Genomic DNA, 19,482 nt, shown 5'->3' with positions numbered 1-19,482 from the left:
TTCAAATTTAGATTAAATGTATGGCAACTATTCAACATATGGAGAAAGCGCACATTGACGGAGCGCACACAAGTAAAGAAGGCCGAGCCTGGAAGTACTGGGAGAAAGTGGGTTTTAGATTTACGTTTATTTTTTTTATTCTCATGGTCGTCCCTTTGGATTGGGAGTGGTATGAAAAAGTATTTAAGCCTGATTCATTGTATGATTTTATGGCCTCTATCGCCGGTGGCTCACGTACGGGCTGGATTGAGATTGATAGTGAAAGCGGCAAATGGGGCTTTGCGTCTTACACCTCTTGGTGGCTCAATGGTTTGGTTGCAGTGCTGGTTGCGTCTATCTGGACAATATTGGCACGAAATAGCAAGGTACAGGCTTATAATGCACTCTACTATTGGCTGCGGGTACTGGTACGCTACCGCATTGCACTGGGACTGATTGCGTTTGGATTTATTAAATTCTTCCCCATGCAGATGCCTTTCCCTTCGCTTGCCAATCTGAATACAGACTTTGGTGAATATGCACCTTTTAAGCTGTACTGGCAGATCGTCGGTGTTTCTTACAGATATGAAATTTTCTTGGGTGTGTTAGAGATCGCCGCCGGAAGCCTCCTGTTCTTTCGGCCGACTGTAGTGATAGGCGCTATTATCAATGCCGGTGTCTTGTTCAATATCGCCCATGCCAATATTGCATATGACGGTGCCGTGCATGTGTACAGTTCATATTTTGTATTGCTTTCTTTGTTTCTATTGCTGCAGTATCTTCCGGCAATCTGGAAGCTCTTTATCCTGCGCGAGCCTGTCAGCACTTATTATTATGTGCCGCGGTTTTTGAAAAAATGGAATAATCCCATCTATTTTGGGATTAAGGCAACCATCGTAGTGCTCTTCATCGTGGTGTATGGTTATTTTAGGTATGAAAGGTTTTACCATGAAGGCCGCCTTAAGGAGCCTGTGCTCCCAGGTCTGGCAAAAGCAGCGGGCCATTACGAAGTGTCCAGTTTTTTGTTGAATGGAAAGGTTCTGCCTTACTCGCCTGGAGATTCGGTACGTTGGCATCAAGCTTTCTTTGAGCGCTACTCCACATTGGTCTATAAAGTTAATAAGGCCAATAACATCGACCTGGGCAATGGTACCCCCGCACTGAACGATGTCCTCAAGACGTACGAGTTTACGGGCAGGGCGGGCGGTAAGAGCTATTTATATTATGAGATAGACTCCCTAGATCATAGTCTTTACCTCATTGATAAAAATCAAAAATTTAGTAAGGAACTACGCGAACTATTGGATGAAAAATTGGATGTAGGCCTTAAAGCGCTGTATGGAAAAGCAAAGGGGGATAGTCTGCATATCCTGAAATGGTCTTATGAGCGGCCAACAGCCGAACGCATCAAGCTCGAGGGATTGGATGCGAAAGGCGACCACCTCGAGATTACCCTGGACCGTATCAAAGAATCTTATTTCACCGGTAAGGAATGGTATATGAAAAATACACTCTTTACTTATTAACTAATTAAATAGTAGTGCAATTATGAATAGAAGATTATTTATCCACCGCTCTGTCGTCCTGTTTACCCTTGCTTCGGCGGGGCAGGGGGTATCCTGTTTTGCAAATACCGATAAACAGGGGCCTGGATTTGCGGTCAGGCAATTTGAAGACGAAGGCTTGGCTCAATTCTCTTATGCGATCTTGGTGGACAAGAAAATTGTACTTGTGGATCCTGCCCGTGATCCCCGACCTTATTATGCCTATGCGAAGGAGCAAGGAGCTAACATTATAGCGGTGGTGGAAACTCACCTGCATGCTGATTTTGTGAGTTCCCATTTTGAAATTCAGCAAGACCTAAAAGTACCGGTTTATGTGAGTAAACTGGCGCAGGCATCATATCCGCATACCGCATTTGATGATGGCGATACATTAAGGATTTCTGACCGCATTGTGTTGTATGCAATCAATACACCTGGGCATTCATCCGACAGCATATCGCTGCTATTGAAAGATAATGAACACGATGTGGCTATCTTTTCGGGCGATGCGGTACTGATCGGCGGAGTAGGTAGACCTGACCTAAGGAAATATTCCGGCGACCAGGTCGCCCAGCGAGAGAAACTGGCGCGCCAACTTTACCATACGATTAATGAAAACTATGCGAAATTGGCCGATCATGTATTGCTTTATCCAGCTCATGGAGCTGGTTCGCTCTGTGGAAACGCGCTAAAGGGAGCCAAACAAAGTACAATTGGGGAAGAACGAAAACAGAATTTTGCCTTTCAGAAACAATCAGAAAATAAATTTGTTCAGCTGATCCTGAGGGACCGACTGCCTATCCCGGAATATTTTCCTTACAATGTGGCCCTGAATCGCACTGGAGCCCCACCGCTGCTCGCTGCCTTGTCTAGCATTTCCTATATTCCAGCAGATCGTGCACAAGACTCTGTCAGCAAGATTATTGATACGCGTCAAGCTGCACAATTCAGGCATTCCCATTTTTCTCAGGCCATTAACATCCCCGAGCGTAACAAGTCGGAGTCGTGGATCGCAACTTTCGTAGCACCCAAAGAAAGCTTTTATCTTGTTGTAGATACGAAAGAACAGGGACAGGCACAGCTCGAAAAGGTCGCAAAAATCGGCTATGAACAGTTTGTTAAAGCTGTTGTGCTGTTTGGCGATTACGCTGGCCAACAATCGGCAAAATTGGATCAGGCTGCTTTTGACAGGGCGCCAGTGGAATATTTTATCCTGGATGTGCGGACGGCGGAGGAGGCCAAAGCAGGTTCGGCATTTAAAGGGGCGCACAATATTCCGCTCGCCCAATTAAAGCAGCGTATTGCCGAACTACCCCTTGATAAGACCATTGTCGTTCATTGTGCTTCGGGCTATCGCTCGGCGATAGCAAGTAGTCTGATTAACGTATCGCTGCCCAAAGCCCGGGTATGGGATCTTGCTGAACATATCAAGGAATATAAGCAATCGACGAAGTAACAAAAGAAACATATGATTAAACCCCATACAAGATGAAAGACTTAAAATTATTAGCGAGTATGCTTTTTGCGATTATCGTTCTGCTCAACGTCACCAACTGTCATTCCAGGCAGGATACAAAGGAGGTCGTAAAGAATAGCCATGTTGTGCTTAAAAAGGAAGAGGCAGAGCGTTTTAAGGAGGAACTTGAAAGCCTGAATAAAAGTAATAAAGTGGTGGTACATATTCCAGATAGCGCACGGATTGTCTATGCGACCGAAGCCGACATCCTCAAGCTCGAAAATGGTATCGTCCTCTTCGGCTGGCCAAGTTGCCCTTGGCTACGTAATGCGATAGATCCTTTACTGGAATTTGCCCAGGAGGAAAAGGCGGCTATTTATTATCTCAATATTCATGATATCCGTGATCTTAAGGAAAAGGATAAGAATGGGAAAGTGGTCACAACGAAAGCAGGAAGTGCGGGTTACGAAGCCATTCTAACCAAATTTCACGATATCCTCAATCCTTATAATGCTTTGGGCATAGATTCCATTAAACGGATATCCTCACCGACTGTATTATTTATTGAAAAAGGAAAAGGCGTACACAAAGTTGTTTCCACGGTAGTCGCTCAGACGGATCCCAAAATCAAACTCGATAGCACACAGCGCCAGGAGCTGAAACAACGGTATCGGGACTACTTTGATGAATGAAATAATCATGATATTCCATTTGACCATTAAAAACAAATCGAGTGTAGGGAGTTCAGTTCACTGAGACAAATGAAAATAAACACTCATTAAATAATTATTTAAATATGAAACCGAGATGTAAATAGTATTGACGCACAAGGCAATCATTATTTTACATCGAGCTCTCATCAGCCATTGAAAAAAAATAAATAGATGAAAAAATTAATTAATCTCGGACTTTTGGCATTTGTTTTAACGACATTTGCGGTAGCTTGTGGTTCGGCTAACAAAAAAAAGGATCAGGACAAAGCGCTTTCGGACTCGCTATCATCCAAGCGTTCAAAAAAAGAGCAACCTAATACGGGTTGTGATTAGCATTGATTAAAATCCAGCTTATGCGAAAATTTGATGCGATTATTATTGGTTCGGGGCCAAATGGCTTGGCGGCTGCGATAACTTTTCAACAGCAGGGGCTTAGCACGCTGTTGGTGGAAGGTGCAGATACCATTGGCGGTGGTATGCGGACAAAAGAGCTCACGCTACAGGGCTTTCAGCACGATGTATGTTCGGCGATTCATCCCATGGCTATGGCTTCTCCATTTTTCAGGAGCCTACCGCTGGAGACATTTGGCCTATCATTTGTCAAGCCGAAGTATGCTGCAGCACATCCTTTGCTGGGTGGAGAGACAGGAATCCTCTACCATAGCCTCACTGAAACGGTACAGGCTTTGGGACCAGATGGTGATGTTTATCGTCGGCTGGTTGAAAATGTAATTGAGCATTGGGACGAGCTTGCTCCGGATATCATGGGACCATTATGCTTACCGAAACATCCCTTGCTTTTGGCTAGATTTGGGCTCAATGCCCTACGACCTGCAAGCTGGACTGCAAGGCGTTTTTCCACAGCAGCGGCAAAGGCGCTTTGGGCTGGTATGGCTGCCCATGGTATTCAACCATTGACCAATTGGACGACTTCTGCAATTGCCATTGTATTATCTGCAGTAGGCAATAAATATGGCTGGCAGATTCCTGTCGGTGGTTCTCAGTCGATTGCCAATGCGCTGCTGCAGTACTATCAATCTTTGGGTGGCGAGGTTCAGACCGATTTTTGGGTGGAAGATATCCGCGATCTCCCTGCCTATAAGGTACTCCTTTGTGATATGACGCCCAAGCAGTTGCTGCAGCTCAAAGGCGTGGATTTTACCAACAGTTATCGACGGCGGCTGGCGCGTTATAGGCAGGGGATGGGTGTTTTCAAAGTAGACTGGGCCTTGTCGGAAATGACGCCTTTTAAAGACTTACGCTGTCAGGAGGCAGCTACTGTACATCTGGGAAATACCTATGCTGAAATTGTTGAAAGTGAAAGACTGGGGCATCTTGGCCGGCAAGTTGACAGGCCTTTTGTCTTGTTTTCGCAGCAGAGTGCCTTTGATCGCAGCCGGGCACCAGAAGGCAAGCATACCGGTTGGGCATACTGTCATGTTCCGAATGGCAGCACAATCGATTATACTGAAATAATCGAAAACCAGATTGAACGTTTTGCGCCGGGTTTTAAGGATACTATTCTGGCGAAGCACAGTTTTTCGCCAGCGCAGCTTGAACGGTACAATCCCAATTATATCGGTGGGGATATCAATGGTGGAGTTATGGATATAACCCAGTTATATAGCAGACCGATCCTGGCTCTGAACCCTTACCGTACCGCCCTGGAAAATATGTATATCTGTTCGTCCTCGACACCGCCAGGTGGTGGAGTACATGGGATGTGTGGCTACCATGCAGCTCGGATGGCCCTCAACGAACATTTTGGTGTCGTGGTCAAACGTTAGTTTGGCTATTTGAGCGCTCTCTTCCAAAAGAGCGCTTGTTTATTAACTAAAATTACCAGGGAATCTCACCTGTCTCTGGATTTGTTTCTTCGCAGAAAAATTTTCCTGTGACACCATCATTACCAATAAGTGCATATTTTACTATGCCTTTGCTGCATCTTGAACTGTACCGCTGCCTCTATTATGGTTCAAGTCTGTTTTGGTAAAGCCTGTACTGACAGCGTTTTATCTTAAAATTGGTGTCGCGCAGATCATAAGCAATATTGACCATATACATATTTAAAACCCGATTTGGAGGAGAGATAAACCGAACCTTTGTGGTTATAGTATTTGTAGTATGGATCACTGTACAGGATGATCGAACCCTGGCTGCAACTGACCATCACAATCCTTGGTTCGGGTGATTTTTTTAGCAGGTCTGAAAATGCTTGCGCCACCCTGATTACACCATAGAGGTTGGTTTCATAAACTTCTTTATATACTTCAACAGTGATATCTATAGCTGTTTGGGGCAAATCATTGCCCTATTGAGCTTCGTTTCCCACAACTGAAAAAAGTTTTTTTTATACGATAAACCGATAGGGATAATCTCATTTAAAACTTTAACTGCACTTTTGTCAACATAGTTGATGTAATCTACCGATACAATAAATGATTTATGGATCCTGCAAAATCTAGTGGATGGGAGTAGAGCTATAAGATCTTTGAGATTCATGTAAGTGATAATGGGACCAGCAATAGTCTGTATACTAATATAATTATCTAATCCTTTAACGTAAACAATATTTTTTAATAGGACTTTATGATATTTCTGTTTGGCGTCTCCTTTAATGAGAATATGTTCGTTTTTCGTCTCATCACGTTCCGCGGTATTGGCAATGTTTGTATGCTGATTAAATTTGAGAATTGATTTCTTAAAACGTTCATAAGTGATCGGTTTTAAAAGAAAGTCAACGACATCATGTTCATATCCCTCGATCGCATATTGGGAATACGCTGTAGTGAAAATAAATTTGCATTTATTCTTGCATAATTTTAAGAATTGCATCCCATTCATATCTGGCATTTGTATGTCCAGAAAAACGAGATCTATCTTCGAGCTGTCAATAATACGCAAGGCCTCATATATATCTGTGCCAGCGTAATCGATTGAAAAAGTAGGAAAGTGAACCAGATGACCCTCCAGGATTTTGATGGCAAACATTTGGTCATCAACAATAATACATCGGATGTTTTCTTTAATCTGCATATTTAGTTATATAGTCTGAGATGAATGGAATAAACGTCTCCTTCATGCAAAATATGAAGTGTATGTCTGTCTGGAAACAAAATCGCTAATCTCCGTTTTATATTGGCTAATCCAATTCCTCGAAAGTCAGCTTTCAGCTTATGATGAATACGATTTTCAACTTCAAATTCTACTAGATTATTCTCTGCTTTTAGCCAGATTTTGACTGGGGATGCTGGATCATCGACTATTCCATGTTTAAAAGCATTTTCAATAAACGTAATTAAGATCAGGGTTGGAAATGGCATCTTATCGTTTTGAACATCTTGGATGAAAGTGCAATATATCCCTTGATCAAATTGGGTGGATTGAAGATCAATATAATCCTGGATAAATTCGATTTCTTCCTGTAAAGGAGTGAGCTGAACGTCCAATTTATTGAGTGTATAGCGCATGGTTCCGGCCAATTTTGCGATCACTGTGGAGAGTTTTTCTGAAAGGGGGAGTGCCATTGAATACATATAATTGAGCACATTGTATAGAAAATGAGGATTGATCTGAGATTTTAATAGATTTAACTCTGCTTCTTGTACTGATGTTCTTAATTCTGTATTGCGCTTCTCAATTGCGTGAGTTCTAAATATGAGAAAAGTAATAAAACCAATGAAAAAACCGGGAAGAGAATAGTAAAAATTGTCATAAACGAAAAATAGCGGGTTTAGATCTTCTGTTTTTGGAAAACCGAGATATTTAACGAAGATTATTTCCTCGATAATATAACGCATCAGTACGCAAAATAAGTTTAAAACAACGATTTCCACTGCGATTAGGAGCCATCGTTTTCTTTCCCAATTTTTTGGGAAAATATAAGTAGCTGTCAGTAAAATTATAAGGAGTAGGGACAATTGAGATTGACTGATTAAAGCAATGCCCATAAAAGAAGCTCTATTAAATAACATTGCGCCAAATATCAGATAGACGGTTGAGAGAAGCCATACTAGTAATATTAATTCATGCATTTTTCGGTTCATAGCTCCAAATATATATTTAAAAAGGAATATTGCTGTGTTCATTTTATAGAAAGAGCGATCATTTAAAATTGATTATATTTTTTAGGAAATAAATAGCAGTTTGTATAAAAAAATGGGGTGTTGACGTAAAGTATTTAGATCTGTGATGCTTGCCATCTAATTTTAAAAGAAAAAATGGTTAGCAGAAGCATTCTCTTTTTTATACCGCTCTTAATGATAATGGTTCACTCACGATCTCAGGTGATTATTCCTTCTAAGATGGAACTTTCGTTCTATGGACAAATAAAAGATTCAACATCCAATAACCCCTTGCCCTTTTCCAATATCGAGCTGCAAAGCGAAGGAAAAAGCCTTTTCTCTTTCAGTGCCGATGATGCCGGAAAATTTCATTTTCAACTCGATACTTTAGGTGCATTCAGGATCAAAGTAACTACTATAGGATATAGACCAAAATATTTGGATTACATACCAAGACCAGAATCTGTTAATCAAATAAATTTAGGTAACATTTTGTTGATGAATGAGAATATCTTAGAAACAGTACAGGTGAGCAAAAGAATTTCCATTGTGGAGAACAGGCTGGATAAAATGATTTACCATGTTGGCAAAGATAGTTCACTGATTGGGAATACCGGCGAGGATATCTTCAAAAAACTACCGATGGTATCGATTGGATACAATGGAAATGTTGCGCTCAAGGGCAATCAAAACGTGAAGATTCTCGTCAATGGGAAACCATCGGGAATCATGAATGGAAATATGGTTGATGCCCTACGGATGATACCGTCAGACCAAATCAAATCAATTGAAATTATGACTAATCCGCCACTCAAATATGATATGGAAAGTGGTGCAGGTATAATAAATATTGTTACCAAGAGACGAACGGTCAATGGTTTAAATGGTGGTGTTGGTACCACATTTGGGACACGTCAAAGTAATGTAAGTGGTAACATTGCTGGGCAAATGGGCCAGATGGGTATCTCAGGAAGCTTTGGAAACTCTTGGAGTTACCCTGTTGCAAGTATCATTAGCTCAATAAGCTCAAATCCCACAAACGAAGTTGTATTTGAACAAAAAAATGAAAGTATAAATCGTAGAAATGGTACTCAGCTTTCCGTAGTAGTAGACTATACTCTAGATTCTGCAAATTCGTTCATTTCAACGCTGAACTTTAATAATCTTGCGATTGAAATGAAGAATAATATTCAAAATGTGTATCCAGCAAGTGCATATGAACTGCTCGGGTATGTGCAGAACAGACAACCTTCAGGAAATTTTGATTTTAGCATGGATTATATTAAGAAGTTTGGTCAATCTGATGGAGAAATAGCTTTTTCATCTCAATATTTGAGGAATAAAAATGATTTAACCTATGATGCAGAATATAATGGGCAATTTGAATTTGGCCATAATCGTGGATTGAACCATGAATACACGGTCCAATTTGATGCTAGATATCCCATCGGATCAGCAATGTTTGACTTTGGGACAAAAATTATAGGGAGAAATATTCATTCTTTAGTACAGCGAGATACTTTAGACAGTAATGGCAATAGGCTAAGTAACAGTCAACAGAACTACGCCTTTAAATACAGACAGCAGGTCATGGCTGGGTATGCGACGGTGAATTTTCCGCTTGGAAAATTGCTTCGAGTGAATACTGGTCTCCGATGGGAAAAAACGACACTAGGAGGAGGTAACCCCAATATTTTGGGCGGTTTTGCAAGTAATGGAGACAATTTGTTCCCCAGCGTAACGCTTGCTTATGTAGCTTCCAAAAATTCTACATTCAAGATTGTGTATGGAAAACGAATTCAGCGGCCTAGCTTGTATTACTTGAATCCTTTCAGGAATAATTCGGATAGGAGCAATCAGATGCAGGGGAATCCCAGACTCAAATCGGAAATGATCCACAAATTTGAAATCGCCGGGGATTTTAATATTCTTAAAAGCGCGGGACAGATCAATACTTCTTTGTATTATAAAACGATTGACAATATGATAGAACCAGTCGTTATTAATACTGTTGAAAATAAATATGTTATCGCTCTGCAGACATTTGAAAATATTGGTAAAAATAGAAGCGTTGGATTCAGCGGCTATAGTTCAATAAAGTTTTTTGGTCGGTTTAACCTCAAAGCTAATCTGGATCTATATACCTATGCAAATTCGCCATTTAAAGAATTTTTGAATACAAGCGTTCAAACCAATAAGATTTTCGTGATGTATAAGACTTTTATTGGGATAGATGTAAATATCGGTAAGGGATTTACATGTGATTCTTATGTTTTTTTTGATTCGCCGCAGAAGACTTTCCAAGGTGAGTTTGCAGCATTCAATCTCTGGAATATTTCGCTAAAGAAGAGAATTTTCAAAAATTCCGCAGTAGTCGGGCTCTCGATTGTCGACCTTTTTAGTAATGTAAAAAACTTAGGTAATTACTCAGCTACTCCTACCTTTACACAACGAGGGAACTTTGCTATTCCTTTCCGATCTTTTGGCCTTTCGCTATCTTGGCAATTTGGGAAAGAGAAGTCTGATGCATATCAATCGAAACAAAAGCAGATTATAAACGATGATCAAAAATTATCAGATCAATGATTAGTATGACAATGATTTTTTTCTCAATTCCACGTCCAAGTTGGATGTGCCTTTCAGTAGTTATAGGCTGCTTACCATTTGGTAAAAACAGGGCGACTGTATTTTGGCTGAGGTTATCGTACATTTTTCCGGATCCTGCTGAGAGATTGTTGGGTGACCCCAAGATAAGAAGCAATATAGGAAAGGGGGACGCGGTTTGCCACAGAAGGAAATTTTTGTAGAAAAGCCAAGTACCGCGTTGTAGCGTCTTCGGAAACGAGTGGGCTCCGTCTATCCAGCTTTTGTATCAGTGCTTTTTGGATGATCTTATGCACAATATTTTCCCAGCCTACAATTGTGTTGGATAGCTCCTCCCAATCCTGCCGGGAAAATATAAGTAATTTACAGGTTGTAACAGCTTGGACATACTCTGAAGCGGGGATCTTAGCATCATAATGATGCCAATCTACAATGAGGTTGTTTTCATCACAAAAATATTTGGTGATTTCTTCACCTGTATTGTCATAATAGCATACCCGCATGATACCATGCAAAATAAATCCCACTTGATTGGGGACCTTTCCAGCTTCAGAAAAATAGTTGTCCTTTGCGAGCTGAAGGGCCTTGGCCTTGCCTGTAATCAGGTCAATCTGCTGTGTGTTTAAATGACCAAATTGTAATAGGAAATCGATCAATGCTTTCATGTCTGAAAAATAGCGAAAAAGTTTTGTACAGCATTTATCTTTTGGTAAAAATAACAAGCCGATTTCAGTGATACCAAAAAATACGTACGCTCGGGATTTTTACGTGTTTTGATGATACGGTTTTGTATTTTCAGAATATATCTACATCTTTAAAACGTTATAAACGTAAAATTTGAGTCCATTACACAACCTTCCTGAAGAAACCTTGATTCTTTTATTAAAAAAGAAGAACCAGCAGGCCTTTAGTTATCTTTATGATAACTATGCGGGTGCGCTCTATGGGGTGGTGTGCCGTATCGTGACTTCTACCGAACATGCCGAAGAAGTGATTCAGGATGTATTTGTCAAAATCTGGAAGCATGTCGATCTTTTTGACGCTGACAAAGGCAGGTTATATACGTGGATGATCAATATTGCACGGAATACGGCGTTGGATTACCGAAAATCTAAGGGCGTTATGAACGAAATGAAAAACCAGCCGCTCTCAAATATCGTAAATACACAGGAAGAACAGGATCAAAGCCAGGCCGAAAGGAGTGCACGCGCAGATTTTATTGGATTCAGAAATATTTTGGATAAATTAAAGCCCGAATGTCGTATCTTGATCGATATGGCGTACTATAAAGGTTATACGCAGCAGGAAATTGCTGATGAGCTAAATGTACCTTTAGGGACGGTGAAAACGCGTACAAAGGCTGCATTTTTACAGTTACAACAATTATTAAAGGAGTATCGTTAATTTTGGATATCGAAGCATACATATCGTCAGGGATTATTGAATCATACGTTTTAGGGCTCGCTTCTGAAGAGGAAATAAGCATCCTAAACTGTATTCGAAAAAATAATACCGCAGTGGAACAAGCTATTGTCGAGGCTGAAAAAGCCCTCGAAGGATTGGCCGATATCCAGGCGATGGAGATGCCTTTGGTTTTAAAACAGGATATCTGGAATAGGCTTGAAGCGGAGAACCTGGTCACTAAGGAGGATAAGACAGCGGATGGGCAAGTAGAGCAAGCATTGACCGACGGTAAGATTATCCAATCGCCAGTACAAACTACTGATGCTGAAAAGGAACCGAAACGAATTGTACAGCGTCAGTTCTATGGCTGGGCAATAGCGGCAAGTGTATTGCTTGCACTCAGTATCGGAACTAATGTATTCTTCTATCAACAGGTAAAGGAAGGCAAGAAACTGCTGACCGAAACGAACGCTATATTGGATACGCAAAAAGCAAGTCTGACGGTTTTACAGGATAAATGGAGCTTGGTGAAAAACCCTGCGGTGAAAACAATTCCATTAAAAGGGGTTGAAAATAAGCCTGACCTCCATGCATTGGTATTTTGGGATCAGAGCTCAAAAGCGGTGTACTTGAGCTTGGAGCAGATGCCTGCGGCACCGAAAGGCAAACAGTATCAATTGTGGGCAATGGTCGACGGTCAACCAGTGAACGCCGGTGTATTCCCGTTGAAAACGAAAGAACAGATGGCCAGCAAGATGCTTGATATTCCCAAAGCACAGGCTTTTGCCATTACACTGGAAGATGAAGGGGGCAAACCAGTGCCTACACTCACTGAACTTTGTGTAATGGGCGGTATATAAAAAATGCCACGAATCGTATTATTCGTAGCATCTTCTTTTGTTTTGTAAGTTCCGCTATTTTTTAATCAATAACGGTAAATATTTTTCGTAGCCTTTTGCCTTCATTTCTTCTTTGGGTATAAACTTGAGCGAAGCACTATTGATGCAATAACGGAGTCCACCTTGGTCTGCGGGGCCATCGTCAAATACATGTCCTAGGTGAGCATCGCCTGTCTTGCTTCGCACTTCGGTGCGTCGCATACCATGTGAACTGTCTGACAGTTCTTCAACAAGACTATCACTGATCGGTTTGGAAAAGCTTGGCCATCCACAGCCGGATTCAAATTTATCGGTGGAGACGAATAGGGGCTCGCCGGTCGTAATGTCTACGTAGATGCCCTCCCTGAACTCGTCGTTGTATTCGTTGTCAAAGGCGCGCTCAGTTGCGTTATTTTGTGTCACATTATATTGCAATGGGGTAAGTTCTTTCTTCAGAGTCTCTTTATCTGCCTTTTTATAAGTCTTGGCCGGTTCGGACTGTGCTTTTGGGATTTCTGGATTAGCCTTGCGGGCGAGTTCAAATAAATCTGGACCAATGTGGCAGTAGCCGCCCGGATTTTTGTCCAAATATTTTTGATGGTAGGTTTCGGCATCGTAATAGTTCTGCAATGGCTCTAGCTCCACGACAATCTGTGCTGGATATTGTTTTGCCAATTCCGCCAAACGCTCTTTGATCAACGGCAAATCCGTTGTATTGGTATAATAGATACCAGTGCGGTATTGGGTACCGATATCATTACCCTGCTTGTTCAGTGACGTAGGGTCTATTGTTTTGAGAAATAGGTCAACTAGCAATTTAAGGTCAATGACCTCCGGATCGTAGCTTACCTTAACAGTTTCTGCAAAACCTGTTTTTCCGGTAGATACTTGTGTATAGGTCGGATCCTGAAGATTGCCATTTGCATAGCCAACCTCCGTTGCGGTCACACCACGCACTTGCTTGAAAAAATGTTCGGTTCCCCAAAAACAACCTCCAGCAAAATAAATGACTTGATCGTTGTTGTGTATATTATCCATAGTATGTTGTTTAGCTGATTTTATTCCTGTAGCTTTCTGTGAAAAGCCAAACTTGCTGACCACAAATAGACCTACGCCTAGGGCAAGCAGTACAAATAATTGTTTCATATTTCCTCACGTTTTTACTTCTTGTTTCTAAAGCATAACTAATTCCAGTTTGTTTACTTCTTGGAAATTGATATCGCCCTTTGTATTTAGATGCAAACATTATTCCCTTTCCATACCGTACTGACATTAAAAAAGGCTGGGAGGAGGAGAGCCTACTCATTTTGACACCAGGCAGACAAACTGATGGACGCTTTAGAAAAGTCTGACAAAAAGGCGCAGTCCGCATCCAGCTATTAGATCACAACAAAGCTTAGGTGAATGGACTATTTTTTATAATATCGTCGTCAAGCTCTGGGTCGGTCACCTGATATTTGGCAAGCTCATTTGATAATAATTTTTATTTGGCAGCTTTTTTGTGTCAATATAAAACGACGAATAGCTCTTCCGTAGTTAAAAAGGATAGAACAGAAATTTCTCACTTTAGATTTGATATAACATTTATGAAAACAATATTAAAGGCTTTCTCATTTTTATTGCTTAGCTCCATTCTCTTTGCTAGCTGCACCAACAAACCAAAGATCCAGTTTGTTGATAAAGATGGAAATATTCACCTACTTACCCGTGAAGGCGAGCGGATAGCGAACATAGGCTTGCAAAAAATTATTGCCCGTGGCATTGATACTGTAGTGACAATAGATGGCGAGGGGCGTCAAAAGATTTGGACAGCGACAGGTGCGAGCAATATTGATACAACCAAGATCCAGTTTTACTTAAAAAAACGAAATGGAAACAATGTGAATATTTATGTACCATCCGAAGGTTCACAGGAGCAACAAAATAATAGCGAGCAAACAATGGCAATCCTGTAAGCAAATAAAGATTAAGAAGTGGGATAATTTGTAAGAAAAAGTGACGAGATGATCGTAATTCTTCCGCTAAGCGATGGGCTATCCGAGTTTAGTCAGCCATTAGCTGTTGGCTGATCCAGATAAAATATTCATGATAAAGCGGATTATTAGGCAAGCATTTTCTTTACAGTGCTTTCAAGAACATCCAGATCAAACGGTTTTTCCAGAAAGGTGTCTGCTCCTGCGTCTTGAGCCAACTTTTCGAGATTGAGATTGGCTGATGAAAAAATAACGGGAATAGCATGGTATATGGGATGTGCTTTGAGTAATCGTGTCGCTTCCACGCCGCCGATAGCGGGTATCCAATTGTCCATCAAGACAAGGTCGGGTTGAACTTCTGCTACTCGTTCAATAACATTATGCGATGTTTCGGAAATCGCAACCCGATAGCCAAAGTGCTCAAGGACAATGGAACATATTTCCAAGATATTGACGTCATCGTCGAAGATCAGTATTGTTTTCGTGCCCATAGATAGTTAGTATATGTAGTTAGCGTAATATACGAAATAATCATGCCATTGGATTGCCAGCGATAAAAAAACTGGAAAATACGAAGGAAAACCTAGACGCTAGCCTCACAGCTCGCTCGCTTTTTCCGAATCTTTGGGCGGCATACTGGCATGGAGATAGCGAGTGGGTGTTAATCCCGTATGCTTCTTGAAAAAATTAATGAAACTGGATTGCTCCACAAAACCACAACTGCTTGTTGTTATTTTTATGGATAATTGTTGATCGAGACAGTATTTAGCTTTCTTTAGTAACTCCTGATTCCGGTATCCGCTAATGGGTATGCCAAACTTTTTTTTATGCAGGTTATTAAGATATGTAGGTTGGATATTCAGACTATCGGCAATATCTTTGATAAAAACATATTCGTCAGTGTAAGTTATTCGTTCGTAAATCAGCTGTCGCGTTTGTAGGACCATCAATTCGGGGATACGCAGTCGTCCATTCGCTTTTAATAGTTTATCCTTGCTGAGGTAAAGTAGATTCTGGATCTTTCCCAAGATGCTGATCTTTGGTATAAGGGGACTTTTTTCCAGTTCGGCACTTAACTCGCCGAGAATACGTCTGGTATGTTCCGAAGCCATGAAATTGATACTCGTTTTATAATGCTGAAGTTCCCGCATATTGGCAGCAATGATTTCGGCAAGATGTTCAAATTCCGCCAATTCACTGAGGTTGAAAAGGTCTCTGGGCAAAGTGAACCCCTGAATATGATATTTTCCAGGATCAAAATGTAAGGTGAAGCTTGCCTTTGGAACATAAAAGAAAACTCCAGTTTGAGGGGAAAATAAATATTCGGTATTGTTTTGGCATTGGCAATATCGAACAGGTTTGCGTCCATCCATATGATAAAGTAAATGTATTTGAGGGTTGAAAATCTGAAAGTCGATCCATGTAGGCACATCGACTTCGACGGTATAACTATAACTCTCCAGGTTGCCTGTTCTAAGGTATTCTTCAAATATACTGATCCTACTATTGCAAAGAAGTCTCTGCCGGCTACCTGGTAATCTTTGCCGCAGGGATTTTGTATGCATACTCCCGTTTACAAAATGCATATCTGTTTCTATTAATTGGAAGGATTGGGTGTGCATAGTGCTGTTCATTTATTAGGCCATCATTGGGCTTATTGGAAGAATTGGTTTTGCTCTTTAATTCAACTGATTAGCAAATAAAACACACAAAAATTCGTAAAGCAAGCATATTGCTTATAAAAAGCAGGATTCTGTAAAATTTTACGGAATGTTAAATATTGAAATAGATTTATAATTAAAAGAAATTTTGTAAGTTTGAATAGAGTGTTGTTTTGTTTTTGATGTTAAATCAATCCTATCAGTATTCGCTCCTGGCCGGAAAGACTAAGCTCTAATTTACCGTCAACTACGGTAAGACCAATTATTAATTAAGTTATCCATACGTATGCAGCGTCGAAAATTCAAGCGTTTTAGAATAATATTCTTGTGTTTATTAAGTAAAATAATTTCAGTAAGAAGTAGGGTAATGCCTAACCTCTTTTGTTGGACTGCATTCCTGCTTTTTTTTCTGTTGATAGATTTCCGAATTACGATTAGGGAAGCAGTTGAAGTTATTGGTTTTATACTAACCTTTCACGCTACCGTGGTCGAAGTATTTGTATTCGACAGGCTGGGCTTAACCATATATTCCGTGCCGTACCTGCTGACCGTTGCTTTGCTCTTTAGGACGGTAATTTTAGTTAATAACGTGTTGGCTTATGGCTATGCTAGGAATATTTTGTTTCAATCGAATGCGTACATTAGGTCTTTAAGTGCACCGAAAATGCTCCAAATTGCATTGCTCGATCGGCAGTGTTTTTCCTCTGAAAAGGACGGCATCCTTAGAAAGGGACAAAGAAGTGAGGCTATAACTGTTGGAAAAAAGATGCTTTTGTCCCAAGAGCTTGAATCTGGCCAACAAAAAATGCAATTTCTTTTTCCGAACGATACTAACCAATTCCTGGAGCCTTTAATGACGCTTTGGAAGAGAGAACGGGATTGCTTAGCATTAATGGAATATGTGTTGCGCAGACAAGATAAAACCGAGCTGCATGATCAAAAAACAATAAAATGCTTCCAAGCCGTAATTGTCGTGAAAGGTCTGCGCAAATCAGATGTATATATGAAAGACGGTACGATATCTTATATAGACGTTACTACAAAAACGCTGAGATCCAATCCTTGGTTGGTAAAGGTAAGTGCAACGGTCTATGTGAATATGCTATATTTTAGAATATACTTACACCGTCCTGAGGAGCTTAAACTTAATTCTCAAATCCGGAAAAAATTAAAACGCTTACTACCTGAAGAGAAGCTTAAAAAATTGGTTACACCCTCGCGAGATCTCAAAAACAATATAAATGATTTTTGGCGAACATTAAAAACAATAGATGAACAACGATTAAATGATGAATTTGAACTAATTTAAATGGACATTTTGCGGCTCTGCGATGGCGTACTTTACGCTATATTATTGCATTCAAAATCTTAAAGGAAATAATAGCTCATGCTATAGATAGCGGTATTTGGTTCATTTTTAGCGTTAATATTGTCTGAACTATAGCATAGTGATGATGTGATCTGTTTATTTCAGATTTTATAATTACTTAATATTAAATAAACGTTGTTCTGTTACTTTTGGAGGTGTAATGGAACACATTCAGCCTATCAAATCTGCCGACCAAAAAAGCTTTAATATCGTATACGAAAAGTATCACCGACAAATTTACGGGTTTGTCCTAAAACGAACTCAGTCTGATTATATAGCACAGGAAGTGACACAGTTGACCTTCATCAAACTGTGGAATCAAAGGGAAAAACTGAATGGGCAGCTCAGTATTTTAATCCAGCTGTTTGGTATGGCCAGACAGGTCATGATAGATCTGCTGCGCAAAGAGGCTACGCGTTTTAAACATGAAGGACAAACAGCAGCGACACCTTTTACAGATAGCCTGATCCGTGTGATCGAAAGCAAAGATTTATTACGTATGATGGAAAGGGATATCCAAAATATGCCGGCAATGCGCCGCAAGGTCTTTGAGTTAAGCCGCAAAGAAGGGCTTTCGCATAAAGAAATTGCAGCTCAATTTTCTATCTCCACAAAAACCGTAGAACAGCACATTAGCAAAGCCCTGTTACAGCTCAAACAACATCTCTATTCGATTATGCTATAAGTCCTTTATGTTAAGAATAATCTTCCTTTATTAAATAATTGTTAAGGAGTAGGGGACAAGGAGCTGGCCTGCGTAATAGGGGTATGAAGCATGACAAAAAGCAGCAACAGCTCCGAAAGAAAATCTGGAAAATGCCTTTTCTGGTGGATGAACTTTTCAAGGATGAAGATTGGCAAAAATTCGACAGCAGCTCTTCCAACGAAACCATCCCCAGCGATCGGATGAAAATAGTCATCCAGACCGTTATTCGAGAACAGGAGGAGCAATTAGACCGTAGAGCTCTGCGTAAGCATATGATTGCGCGATTGCTACGCTATGTCTCCGCAGCAGCGGTATTTTTATTCTTTTCATTTCATTTTATTACATGGTGGACACAGGATAAACAAATGATGTCGATGCGTGAGTCGCCTGCGTTTGCACGACGCGTGGCGGTCAATGATACAAGCTGGACCTTAATCGAAAATACAAGTCAACAAGCCATGCTGGTGGATCTACCAGATGGTTCTCGGGTCAAACTCTTTCGCAAAAGCCATATTCGCTATATAAAAAATTTTACGGCCAACACGCGCGATATACAGCTTGTTGGTAGAGCCTACTTTAAGGTGGCCGCGGATCCTCGACGTCCATTCTCTGTGATCGCAATAGGAACGAAGACAACAGCCCTTGGAACTTCTTTTACGATCAATACTTCCTTCAAAAATAATGCTGTGCAGGTAGCATTGCATAGCGGTAAGATACTCATATCCTCTGTTACCAACCGGTTTAAAAGGGTCTTTCTAAATAGTCCCGGACAGCAATTGACTATCGACAAGGTGGGCGGCACGACCTTGTCTGTGCAAAGTAAAAGGCCTACTGAGAAAAAAGGACATTTACCTGTACAGGATGCAGATCTGTTAGTGCTGAAAAACACCCCTATGCCTGCAGTGTTGCAGGCTTTGGAAAATGCATTCAATCATAAGATCAGTATTGGTGACAAAGGTATAACCGAAATTCATTATACAGGCAAGATTGACGTGCAAAAGGAGCAATTGAAGGATATCTTGACCACCATCTGCCTAATCAATGAATTGCGCTACGTCGTAAATGCGGATGAAAGTTACACGCTTTATAAACAGGAAAATACAATTATTGAAAATCTAAACAACTAACAGA

Annotated in this window: 18 protein-coding genes; 12 read left to right on the top strand and 6 right to left on the bottom strand. The window is 40.6% G+C overall.

Going from position 1 to position 19,482, the window contains the following annotated elements; translation table 11 throughout:
• Positions 1 to 20 precede the first annotated feature (20 nt).
• The 5 genes from HPC41_RS07020 (at position 21) to HPC41_RS07000 (ending at position 5,479) form a co-directional block, all read left to right on the top strand.
• Positions 21 to 1,505 carry a hypothetical protein gene (locus HPC41_RS07020; RefSeq protein WP_172393325.1) on the top strand — a complete coding sequence of 495 codons (1,485 nt, stop codon included), beginning with the start codon at positions 21 to 23 and terminating at the stop codon, positions 1,503 to 1,505.
• 22 nt (positions 1,506 to 1,527) lie between these two features.
• On the top strand, positions 1,528 to 2,979 hold the full coding sequence (locus HPC41_RS07015; RefSeq protein WP_172393324.1) for an MBL fold metallo-hydrolase: 1,452 nt from the start codon (positions 1,528 to 1,530) through the stop codon (positions 2,977 to 2,979).
• 32 nt (positions 2,980 to 3,011) lie between these two features.
• Positions 3,012 to 3,671 carry a hypothetical protein gene (locus HPC41_RS07010; protein ID WP_172393323.1) on the top strand — a complete coding sequence of 220 codons (660 nt, stop codon included), beginning with the start codon at positions 3,012 to 3,014 and terminating at the stop codon, positions 3,669 to 3,671.
• 192 nt (positions 3,672 to 3,863) lie between these two features.
• Entirely contained in the window at positions 3,864 to 4,025 is a 162-nt protein-coding gene (locus HPC41_RS07005; protein ID WP_172393322.1) for a hypothetical protein, read from the top strand.
• Positions 4,026 to 4,045: 20 nt separating this feature from the next.
• Positions 4,046 to 5,479: a phytoene desaturase family protein gene (locus tag HPC41_RS07000; protein WP_172393321.1), complete on the top strand. Its 1,434-nt coding sequence runs from the start codon at positions 4,046 to 4,048 to the stop codon at positions 5,477 to 5,479.
• 496 nt (positions 5,480 to 5,975) lie between these two features.
• On the opposite strand, the gene HPC41_RS06995 is transcribed toward HPC41_RS07000, so the two are convergent.
• Positions 5,976 to 6,728, bottom strand: coding sequence for a LytR/AlgR family response regulator transcription factor (locus tag HPC41_RS06995; protein WP_172393320.1), 753 nt, complete (start codon positions 6,726 to 6,728; stop codon positions 5,976 to 5,978).
• 2 nt (positions 6,729 to 6,730) lie between these two features.
• Entirely contained in the window at positions 6,731 to 7,492 is a 762-nt protein-coding gene (locus HPC41_RS06990; protein WP_216660682.1) for a sensor histidine kinase, read from the bottom strand.
• A gap of 459 nt (positions 7,493 to 7,951) precedes the next feature.
• On the opposite strand from HPC41_RS06990, the gene HPC41_RS06985 reads away from it, so the two are divergent.
• Positions 7,952 to 10,342 (top strand): TonB-dependent receptor, encoded by a 2,391-nt coding sequence (locus tag HPC41_RS06985; RefSeq protein ID WP_172393318.1) that lies wholly within the window; start codon positions 7,952 to 7,954, stop codon positions 10,340 to 10,342.
• Positions 10,343 to 10,455: 113 nt separating this feature from the next.
• Here HPC41_RS06985 and HPC41_RS06980 read toward each other — a convergent pair whose 3' ends face one another.
• Positions 10,456 to 11,025 carry a Crp/Fnr family transcriptional regulator gene (locus HPC41_RS06980; RefSeq protein ID WP_172393317.1) on the bottom strand — a complete coding sequence of 190 codons (570 nt, stop codon included), beginning with the start codon at positions 11,023 to 11,025 and terminating at the stop codon, positions 10,456 to 10,458.
• Positions 11,026 to 11,197: 172 nt separating this feature from the next.
• Between HPC41_RS06980 and HPC41_RS06975 the strand changes: the two genes are divergently transcribed.
• Both HPC41_RS06975 and HPC41_RS06970 read left to right on the top strand, forming a co-directional pair.
• Entirely contained in the window at positions 11,198 to 11,764 is a 567-nt protein-coding gene (locus tag HPC41_RS06975) for an RNA polymerase sigma factor (RefSeq protein ID WP_172393316.1), read from the top strand.
• 2 nt (positions 11,765 to 11,766) lie between these two features.
• Entirely contained in the window at positions 11,767 to 12,624 is an 858-nt protein-coding gene (locus HPC41_RS06970) for an anti-sigma factor (protein WP_172393315.1), read from the top strand.
• Between the two features lie 54 nt (positions 12,625 to 12,678).
• Here the strand turns inward: HPC41_RS06970 and msrB are convergent, their stop codons facing one another.
• Complete coding sequence (gene msrB / locus HPC41_RS25775) at positions 12,679 to 13,788, bottom strand: peptide-methionine (R)-S-oxide reductase MsrB (RefSeq protein WP_172393314.1); 1,110 nt, start codon at positions 13,786 to 13,788, stop codon at positions 12,679 to 12,681.
• A gap of 440 nt (positions 13,789 to 14,228) precedes the next feature.
• Between msrB and HPC41_RS06960 the strand changes: the two genes are divergently transcribed.
• Positions 14,229 to 14,597, top strand: coding sequence for a hypothetical protein (locus HPC41_RS06960; protein ID WP_172393313.1), 369 nt, complete (start codon positions 14,229 to 14,231; stop codon positions 14,595 to 14,597).
• Between the two features lie 146 nt (positions 14,598 to 14,743).
• On the opposite strand, the gene HPC41_RS06955 is transcribed toward HPC41_RS06960, so the two are convergent.
• Positions 14,744 to 15,106, bottom strand: coding sequence for a response regulator (locus HPC41_RS06955; RefSeq protein WP_172393312.1), 363 nt, complete (start codon positions 15,104 to 15,106; stop codon positions 14,744 to 14,746).
• A gap of 105 nt (positions 15,107 to 15,211) precedes the next feature.
• Entirely contained in the window at positions 15,212 to 16,201 is a 990-nt protein-coding gene (locus tag HPC41_RS06950) for a helix-turn-helix domain-containing protein (protein WP_172393311.1), read from the bottom strand.
• A 442-nt stretch (positions 16,202 to 16,643) separates the two neighbouring features.
• On the opposite strand from HPC41_RS06950, the gene HPC41_RS06945 reads away from it, so the two are divergent.
• The 3 genes from HPC41_RS06945 (at position 16,644) to HPC41_RS06935 (ending at position 19,478) form a co-directional block, all read left to right on the top strand.
• Positions 16,644 to 17,585 carry a hypothetical protein gene (locus HPC41_RS06945; RefSeq protein ID WP_216660681.1) on the top strand — a complete coding sequence of 314 codons (942 nt, stop codon included), beginning with the start codon at positions 16,644 to 16,646 and terminating at the stop codon, positions 17,583 to 17,585.
• A 220-nt stretch (positions 17,586 to 17,805) separates the two neighbouring features.
• Complete coding sequence (locus tag HPC41_RS06940; protein ID WP_172393309.1) at positions 17,806 to 18,330, top strand: RNA polymerase sigma factor; 525 nt, start codon at positions 17,806 to 17,808, stop codon at positions 18,328 to 18,330.
• Positions 18,331 to 18,413: 83 nt separating this feature from the next.
• Entirely contained in the window at positions 18,414 to 19,478 is a 1,065-nt protein-coding gene (locus HPC41_RS06935) for a FecR family protein (RefSeq protein WP_172393308.1), read from the top strand.
• The last annotated feature ends 4 nt before the right edge of the window (positions 19,479 to 19,482 follow it).

Source organism: Sphingobacterium prati (assembly GCF_013167215.1).
Lineage (GTDB): Bacteria > Bacteroidota > Bacteroidia > Sphingobacteriales > Sphingobacteriaceae > Sphingobacterium > Sphingobacterium prati.
This window is presented reverse-complemented; position numbering and strand designations above follow the sequence as displayed.